This window comes from Planococcus sp. A6, from assembly GCF_028823615.1.
In the GTDB taxonomy this organism is placed as follows: Bacteria; Bacillota; Bacilli; order Bacillales_A; family Planococcaceae; genus Planococcus.
This window is the reverse complement of the sequence record NZ_JAPEHT010000138.1, coordinates 1-8074: the sequence shown is the minus strand read 5'-3', so window position 1 is coordinate 8074 and position 8074 is coordinate 1. Positions and strand designations below refer to the sequence as shown.

9 protein-coding genes are annotated in these 8074 nt (G+C 39.9%); 3 read left to right on the top strand and 6 right to left on the bottom strand.

The features are described 5' to 3' along the window. Positions 1-224 precede the first annotated feature (224 nt). Complete coding sequence (locus tag ON064_RS18485) at positions 225-488, bottom strand: DUF5348 domain-containing protein (RefSeq protein ID WP_407951625.1); 264 nt, start codon at positions 486-488, stop codon at positions 225-227. Between the two features lie 692 nt (positions 489-1180). Between ON064_RS18485 and ON064_RS15625 the strand changes: the two genes are divergently transcribed. Next, the gene (locus ON064_RS15625; protein WP_068487667.1) at positions 1181-1672 is read left to right on the top strand and encodes a GNAT family N-acetyltransferase; all 492 of its coding nucleotides are present in this window, start codon (positions 1181-1183) and stop codon (positions 1670-1672) included. 282 nt (positions 1673-1954) lie between these two features. On the opposite strand, the gene resA is transcribed toward ON064_RS15625, so the two are convergent. The 5 genes from resA to ON064_RS15600 form a co-directional block, all read right to left on the bottom strand. Next, on the bottom strand, positions 1955-2497 hold the full coding sequence (gene resA / locus ON064_RS15620) for a thiol-disulfide oxidoreductase ResA (protein WP_068487668.1): 543 nt from the start codon (positions 2495-2497) through the stop codon (positions 1955-1957). A gap of 120 nt (positions 2498-2617) precedes the next feature. Further along, a complete protein-coding gene (locus tag ON064_RS15615; RefSeq protein WP_274625500.1) occupies positions 2618-3034 on the bottom strand; it encodes a disulfide bond formation protein B in 417 nt (138 codons plus the stop codon). Next, a complete protein-coding gene (locus tag ON064_RS15610) occupies positions 3034-3711 on the bottom strand; it encodes a DsbA family protein (RefSeq protein WP_068487670.1) in 678 nt (225 codons plus the stop codon). Before ON064_RS15610 ends, ON064_RS15615 begins: the two co-directional genes overlap by 1 nt. A gap of 25 nt (positions 3712-3736) precedes the next feature. Continuing rightward, the gene (locus ON064_RS15605; protein ID WP_274625499.1) at positions 3737-4831 is read right to left on the bottom strand and encodes a copper resistance D family protein; all 1095 of its coding nucleotides are present in this window, start codon (positions 4829-4831) and stop codon (positions 3737-3739) included. After that, the gene (locus tag ON064_RS15600; protein ID WP_068487672.1) at positions 4832-5389 is read right to left on the bottom strand and encodes a copper resistance CopC family protein; all 558 of its coding nucleotides are present in this window, start codon (positions 5387-5389) and stop codon (positions 4832-4834) included. Between the two features lie 171 nt (positions 5390-5560). On the opposite strand from ON064_RS15600, the gene ON064_RS15595 reads away from it, so the two are divergent. Continuing rightward, a complete protein-coding gene (locus ON064_RS15595) occupies positions 5561-5938 on the top strand; it encodes an ArsR/SmtB family transcription factor (RefSeq protein WP_068487673.1) in 378 nt (125 codons plus the stop codon). Then, positions 5935-8049: a heavy metal translocating P-type ATPase gene (locus tag ON064_RS15590; protein ID WP_274625498.1), complete on the top strand. Its 2115-nt coding sequence runs from the start codon at positions 5935-5937 to the stop codon at positions 8047-8049. The genes ON064_RS15595 and ON064_RS15590 overlap by 4 nt, the downstream gene beginning before the upstream one ends. The last annotated feature ends 25 nt before the right edge of the window (positions 8050-8074 follow it).

The window sequence follows — 8074 nt, the reverse complement described above, 5'->3', positions numbered from 1 at the left end:
GCGCCTACTTGTTTTGTGTGTTTCGTTGTTTTCATGCTATCGCCTCCTTTCAATTAAAAAGAACATACGTTCTTATCATACCACTTTAGAAACGCTCTGAATCCTCCCTTTATAAATAAGCATACAAAAACCCATTCTCTTGAAGACCAAGAAAATGGGTTCTCGCTATTTTTCGGATCAAATCATTAAGTTTATTGCTGTTGGTGCAGAAAGAGTCTCTTATATTATCGACATCTTGCTTGTAGACCCTCCAAAGGTTGTTTGATGCCTACCGCAAAGTAATCCTCACCGTCATGTTCAATTCGTGTTCGTGCGTATATTTCTTGTGATTCATCCCAGATTTCAAGGGGACTGCCCGACGTAAAATAATCTTCAGCACCTTCGATTTCATAACGTCCATCCGACCGTTTAATAATTCTTCCACTGGCTTGAATCGGTTTCTGAAGGTACTCAACCGAATAAATTAAGCTATACAGATGGTCTGCCACTTTCCGAATTTCTCGCTCTTCAAAGCGTTGTTCCGGATCTTCACGGTCGTGCTCAAACTCTTCTTCTTTTGATATCCCTTTTAAAAGCCGCCAACTTCTTCTTGGCCTCTTCTAATCTCAAGTAAATGCCCCCTCAATGTTTGTTTCAGTTTCTCGGATGAACAAGTTCTTTCTATTATATCGCATTTATACACTGAACTTTAAGCTATCTTTTTCATTCTTTACCTTTTGATTCGCGTTCTTCTATTTTTCTTTTTCGAAAAGTCGTTTTCAATACATCCATTCGCCTTGTGATTTCATTGTTCAGAATTTTTTCCAGTATCGTTAAAATAACCTCTAGCTCTCTCTCTGTAAATCCTCAATATAGCCGATTTTCTTCATATCGATCAAATCGAATCACTATTCCGGCCCCTCTCTGTACTTTTTTAAGTAATTATTCTATATATTTAGATATGGAGTACACCAAAGTTCACTTCACTCCTCTATCTTTATGGATTCTCTTTTAAGAGTCATAGATAAAAGGGCAACAAAGTAGGCTTTAACCAGACTTACTTAGCCCTTTCTATTTATATAACTGCTAATTCTCCATCGTAATTTCAATCAGAACATTTAAATTACTAGCTATACTCGACACTTTTTTCACATTTAAAGTTTATTATCTAATAAATAAACTACTTATATGGGGGATAATAATGAAAATTGAAATCATTCAACCAATCGTGGAACGGAAAGAGATTTTAAAGAATTTATTGGAATTGTACCAATATGATTTTTCAGAGTTTGAATCTGAAGATGTAGATGAAAATGGATTGTTTGGCTATAAATATCTGGATTGTTATTGGAACGAACCAAACCACTATCCATTTTTATTTCAAGTGGACGGTAAGTATGCAGGATTTGCTTTGGTACGTAAGATAACTGTTGAAGATGCAAGTAATCCTTCTTATATGAAAATGTGTGAGTTTTTTGTAATGAGAAAATATCGAAAAGAAGGTGTTGGAAAACGAGCAGCCTTTCATATTTTCAATCTCTTTCAAGATACTTGGGAAGTGGCGGAACTTGAAACCAACCTTCCAGCTCAAAAGTTTTGGAGAGAGGTAATTTCTGAGTATACTAACAATAATTACTCGGAATTTTATCTAGACCAATGGCCTGGACCGATTCAAAGATTCTTCACAGTTTAGCTTATAAACACGCTTCAAATAATATAACCAGAAAAAACCCCCGACTGGTAGTCACTTTCTTAAAGTGTCTACCAATCGGGGGTCAGTTCAGTTTTTTAAAAGATAATTCTTCCTCAACTTCTAAAATTTAATTGTGTCACTCGATCTCTTAAAGCTCTTAAACTAAAACGTCGGGCTTGTTTTAAATACGCTTCAATAAAAAAAGGGCAAGGAAAAAATTCCATAGGCCTTTGCTTTTAAACAAAGGAATTTAAACAGAGAGCTGTTCTCTTATTAACCCCTTCAGGAAGCTTTTGGTTTAATCTCTTCCATGTACCTTCTTATGTCTTCCTCCGACATTTCACCGGTAATGATTTTTACGATATCTCCATCTGGATTGATCAACATGGTAGTAGGAAGTGGGCGAATGTTGTATGCCTCCATTACACTTTTATTTTTATCAATAACAATTGGGAAGGTTAAGTTTTTTTGTTCTGCATATTGTTTCACTTCATAGTCAGACTGAGCAATATTTACAGCCAATATTTGCACGCCTTGATCCTTGTAATTCTGGTATTGCTTTTCCATCAATGGAAACTCTTTCTCACATGGTTTGCACCAAGTTCCCCAAAAGTTTACAAAAACTCCTTGTCCTCTATACTCAGATAGTTGCTGGCGCTGCCCATTTAAGTCAGTTAAGGTGAAATCAGGTGCCTTGTCTCCTACCTGTAATACCTCACTTTGCTCTTTCGTTAGTGCATTATAAATCGTAAATATGATGGCACCCGTCATGACAAGCAAGATAACACTTCTCAAAATTAAACGTTGCTTTTTTCTTACAGCCATACGTTCCCCCCTCAGTACTAATCTTTCATCTTTACTAGACCCAAAACCATAGAAATTGTTAAACCTCACAGCAAAGACAGAATAACTTGAGATGCATATACAGATTAAGAACGAGATTCTCTAAATGCCAGTAATAGCATAGTTACCGTGATTAAAACAAAGGCAATCAATGCCAAGAATGGAATCGTGATGAAACCTGCCCAATTGATATATTCTGAGCTGCATGGAACCCCATTGACACAGGGCTTGAATCCACCAAACCCAGGAATTTTTTGTTCCAAGTAGTGCAGAACGGAAATACTCCCACCCAAAAGGGAGAGTGGCAAAACGTAACGAGGCGCCTTTTGTAAAGGTTGCAATGCCCAAAATCAGCACTAAGGGATACATGGCAATCCGTTGATACCAGCAAAGTTCGCACGGAATAAAACCTTGCACTTCACTGAAGTATAGGCTTCCCAGCATCGCTACTAGGGAAACAAACCACGCACTATAGAGTAGAATCCCCGTTTTTCCAGACTGTCCTTGTTCTTTCGCCATCACTCTGCACCTTCCAATTCTTGATCAATCAAGGCTTTGATCGCATCATAATCAAAGGGGTCTTCCAATTGTTGGCCGTTAACTGAAATAGTAGGTGTTTGAGAAACACCAGCTTCTTCCACTAGAGCTTCATCCTTTTGGAGCTGTTCTTGTTGTGACACTTGTTCGATGTCTTCCTTTAGACGAACCTGGTCAATCTCTGGAAATGCTGATGCTACTTCCATCAATTTTTCTGGAGTAATCCATGCGGCATCATGGTCTTCTACTGGTTGGGCATCATAAAGAGCTTTATGAAACTCCCAATAAATTTCTGGGCTCTGCTCATAAACCGACTCCGCAGCCAAAGAACCTAATACAGACTCATTTCCGTGAAAAAATACATTAATATAAGAAAACTTCACCTTTCCTGTTTCCACATAGTCCTCTACAAGCTGAGGATATACCATTTCTCCCCAAGCTTTACAAGATGGGCACTTAAAGTCACCGTATTCCACTACTGTCACTGGAGCATTGCCCTCACCTAAAGTGGGCTGTCCGGAAACATCCACTTGTGCTGTTTCTACAGCGGGTGCTTCCTCTTGATTCAGAAATACCACTATGACGGATACAATTACTGCTAATACAGCGGTTGCTAGGACGATCCATTTCATTTTAGATTGCTTCGATTTATTTCCCATTTTTATATCCTCTTTTCTACTTTTATTATCCAACGCTGAGCATTAAGCCTACATAAAAACTCAACACACAAAACAATCCCATCACCAATGTCAAATATACAGGGATTTTTTGCTTGAAACTATAAATGACAAGACTGCCAAAGGCTGTGCCGAGAAACAAAAACAAAACGCCAAGAATGCTCCACTCAAATTGCAGATGCATCGCAGTATCCATCGAATCAGTATGAAAATAAGCAAAAAGATTGGAAGCTCCATTCATTCTTATAAACGATTCGATTGAATGGGGAGGTTCTTGTTGCCCTAATACTGCAGTTGCCGACAATACAAGTAACAATACAACGCTTTCTGCTCTGGCCCAAGGCAATGGATTTACCTTTTTCCCTCTGCTTAATTTCGCTCTAATGAATACGCCATTGATGAAAGCAAAGAGTAATACTGGAAGAATTAATAAATGTTTCACTAAAATTGCTTGGCCATATGGCATTTGCCACGCATCCGTATAGTCTTTTAAATTCAACGCCAAAGTCATGATATATAATCCTGAAGCCGAAATGATAATTAAACATATGATAGCAAGTGGAGTGAACCATTTTATAAATGGGAGCCAGTTTTTAGAAGACACTGAAAACCAGCTAACAATAAGTAAAATACCTATCCAAACCGTTGCAGCTGTAAAGTGTAAAGTATGAAAAATAAATCCACTTCCATCTGTTAATGAAGCTGCATGGCTTCCCCATCCCAACGCGAGAAGGAGCAGAAAAGTAAAAACGAGGGAGACAACGATCAATACTTTGCTCTTAAAAACGGGAGTAACTGATACGAAAAAATAGAAAAAAAGAGAAGTTAAAACCGTTACTGACCACGCTTGCCCTACCTCGAATTCCCCGACTACATTTTGAACGGTCAATAAAAGACCGATATCTTCGTATAGAAATACTACAAGCCGAATGACGGGAGCTGTCGATAAAAAAGCAATGCCCAAGATGGAAATTTGTAGGACGCGTTTATTTATTACCAGATCCGGCTTTTTATTGGCTGGAACTAAGTGAATAAGCAACGAACCAATTAAAAGCGAAAAACAGAGATATAGAAGCATTTCAGCTATGTATAGCCAGATCATTTAACTTTTTCGCCTCTCCAGCGCCCACATGAATGTACCAGCTGCGATTATCGCCAAAATAATAAAAATGATTATTACGGCATACGGAGGACTGGATGTTGTCGTTTCGCTAGTTTGCTGATCCGTTTCAAAGGTTTGTGTTTCTTTAGTTGGTACCTCTGAAAGGGAACCTGTAATTTGCTCTTCTGTATCCTCTGTTTTCTTCACCTCTCCTGTTTTTGCGGTAAAGCTTAAAATACCTTCAATTGGATGCCCATCCGCGCCGATTATTTTCCATTTCACAGTATAGTCCCCATCAGGCATGCTGCCCTTAGGATTCCCACTCATTGATTGTTCCAAAAGCTGAACATTGAAAGGAACTTCCTCGCCCTCTTGGTTTTCCACGGTAAAGTTGCTGCCTTTCTCCAAGGCGGTATTGAATTCAAGAACAATTTCATTAAGTTCTTCAGTCACTGTAGCTCCATCACTCGGCACACTTTTTTCGAGTGCAGTATGAGCAGAAACAGTAGTCGAACACATAAGCAGTATCAATACTGCCATTATCCATATTTTTTTCATTTGCTAAAAACCTCCAGAATGGGTTGTTTTTATTTAATAAGCCACTTTCCCTCTTATAAAGTCTACCAAGAATCTTTGAACATTAAAACAATCGTTTGAATATTAGAATTGACAAATCAACGAACTCTTTCTAAACTAATACTCAAACGAACATTTGAATGAGGTGTAAAAATGGAGGAAATCGAAATTAGTAAAAAGAATGATACATGCCAAACTTTCTGTTATGACGAAGAAGTGATTGGAAGGGTTCAACCTAAGATGGTCGGCATTCGTGGGGTGGAGTTAATCTTCAAAGCACTTTCTGATGCGACCCGACTGAAAATTGCTTATGCTTTGACACTGGAAAAAGAATTATGTGTTTGTGACGTGGCCAATATTCTAGGGACAACCACAGCTACTGCTTCGCACCATCTGCGCTATTTGCGTAATATGGGATTGGCAGATTATGAAAAACGCGGGAAATTGGTTTTTTATTCACTAGCTGATGATCATGTGCACCAGTTAGTCCGCATTGCTTGCGAGCATGCAGAGGAGGACCGATACAAATGAGCGAAACTCAGGACCAACACATTTACAAGCTCCAAAATCTATCCTGCACCAGCTGTGCCGCTAAGTTCGAAAAAAACATCCGAGAAATTCCTACAGTTGAAGACGTGAAACTAAACTTTGGAGCTTCAAAAATCACCATCGCTGGACAAGCCTCAATTGAACAATTAGAGCAAGCCGGTTCTTTCGATGGCATCCTGGTATATCCTGAACACCAACGATTGCCTGAAACCAAAGAGCCGTTTTGGAAGCAACGAGCGAATCAAACCACCATGGTTTCTCTCTTCTTTTTGATTCTCGGCTATATATCATCACTTCAAATTGGCGAAGAAGAAGTTATTACTATCGGCCTTTTTGGTCTAGCGATTTTGACAGGCGGTCTCAGTCTTTTCAAGGAAGGGCTTAAAAATCTTATTAAGTTCCAATTCGATATGACAACGTTAATGACCATCGCGGTCATTGGAGCTGCAGTTATTGGCGAATGGGGAGAAGGTGCTGTCGTAGTCTTTTTGTTTGCAATCAGTGAAGCATTGGAAACCTACTCCATGGACAAAGCAAGAAACTCCATTCGTTCACTAATGGACATCGCACCTAATACAGCTACAATCAAACGTGGAACACAAGAGTTCGAAGTAGATGTAGAGGACATTCAGGTCGGTGACATCATGATCATTAAACCAGGACAAAAATTGGCAATGGACGGCGTTGTCGCAAAAGGGAATTCGTCAATTAATCAGGCAGCAATTACAGGCGAATCTTTGCCTGTCCATAAAAGTGCTGGAGATGAAGTATTTGCAGGCACACTCAATGAAGAGGGTGCATTGGAAGTCCGGATCACCAAGAGAACTGAAGACACTACGATTGCAAAGATTATTCACTTAGTTGAGGAAGCCCAGGCAGAGCGTGCCCCTTCCCAGCAGTTCGTAGACAAGTTCGCAAAGTATTACACACCAGCTATATTAATTATCTCCCTTTTAGTCGCTGTCCTCCCCCCCTTACTTATAAATGGGGAATGGAACGAATGGATTTATCGCGGCTTAGCAGTTCTAGTTGTGGGGTGCCCTTGTGCTCTCGTCATTTCTACGCCTGTCGCTATTGTCACAGCAATCGGCAATGCTGCTAGAAATGGCGTATTGATTAAAGGGGGGATCCACTTAGAAGAAACTGGCCGTCTCAAAGTCATTGCTTTTGATAAAACGGGGACACTAACGCATGGAACTCCCGAAGTAACGAATATTGTTTCCCTGTCAACCATGACTGAAAAAGAAGTCCTTAAAACAGCTGCATCCATTGAAAACCTCTCTCAACATCCGCTGGCGGCTGCTGTTTTGCGAAAAGCGCAGAGCTCCAATATTATTTTAGCTGAAGTAGAGAACTTCCAGTCCATGACCGGCAAAGGCGCAAAAGCCGAAGTCGACGGCCAACTGTATTACATTGGCAGTCCTAATCTGTTTACAGCTGAATTAGAACGGTCACCTGAAATTTCAGCGGGTATTGAAGCGCTTCAAGCTGACGGCAAGACCGTAATGCTGTTAGGGTCCCACACTGGGATCAAAGGATATATAGCAGTAGAAGACAAGGTCAGATCCGCTAGCTCTACTATCATTCAAAAACTATACGATTTGGGCATTCAGAAAACGATTATGCTCACAGGTGATAATAAACTGGCAGCTACTTCAATCGGCAATAAACTTCATTTGACTGAAGTTAGATCAGATTTAATGCCCGAAGATAAATTAGATGCCATTAAATCTTTACGAAAACAGTTTGGCAAGGTTGCAATGATTGGCGATGGAGTAAACGATGCGCCGGCACTAGCAACTTCTACTGTCGGAATTGCCATGGGCGGGGCCGGGACTGACACAGCGTTAGAAACGGCAGATATCGCACTTATGGCAGATGATTTAGATAAACTCCCTTATACTATTGGGTTAAGCAGAAAAACTTTGAAAATCATCTTTCAAAACGTAGCTTTTGCTTTAGGGCTTAAATTGCTAGCCTTGCTGTTAATCATTCCTGGATGGTTAACACTATGGATGGCCATATTTGCTGATATGGGTGCCACATTGATTGTCGTATTGAATTCTCTGCGCCTCATGAAAACCAAATATTGAGCCAACCCCGCATAACCCGGATCGT

Bases quoted from the DNA above. Each gene is read 5' to 3' on its own strand.
- ON064_RS15615 (WP_274625500.1), bottom strand. From the start codon at position 3,034: ATGGCGAAAGAACAAGGACAGTCTGGAAAAACGGGGATTCTACTCTAT.
- resA (WP_068487668.1), bottom strand. From the start codon at position 2,497: ATGGCTGTAAGAAAAAAGCAACGTTTAATTTTGAGAAGTGTTATCTTG.
- ON064_RS15600 (WP_068487672.1), bottom strand. From the start codon at position 5,389: ATGAAAAAAATATGGATAATGGCAGTATTGATACTGCTTATGTGTTCG.
- ON064_RS15605 (WP_274625499.1), bottom strand. From the start codon at position 4,831: ATGATCTGGCTATACATAGCTGAAATGCTTCTATATCTCTGTTTTTCG.
- ON064_RS15625 (WP_068487667.1), top strand. From the start codon at position 1,181: ATGAAAATTGAAATCATTCAACCAATCGTGGAACGGAAAGAGATTTTA.
- ON064_RS15610 (WP_068487670.1), bottom strand. From the start codon at position 3,711: ATGGGAAATAAATCGAAGCAATCTAAAATGAAATGGATCGTCCTAGCA.
- ON064_RS15595 (WP_068487673.1), top strand. From the start codon at position 5,561: ATGGAGGAAATCGAAATTAGTAAAAAGAATGATACATGCCAAACTTTC.
- ON064_RS15590 (WP_274625498.1), top strand. From the start codon at position 5,935: ATGAGCGAAACTCAGGACCAACACATTTACAAGCTCCAAAATCTATCC.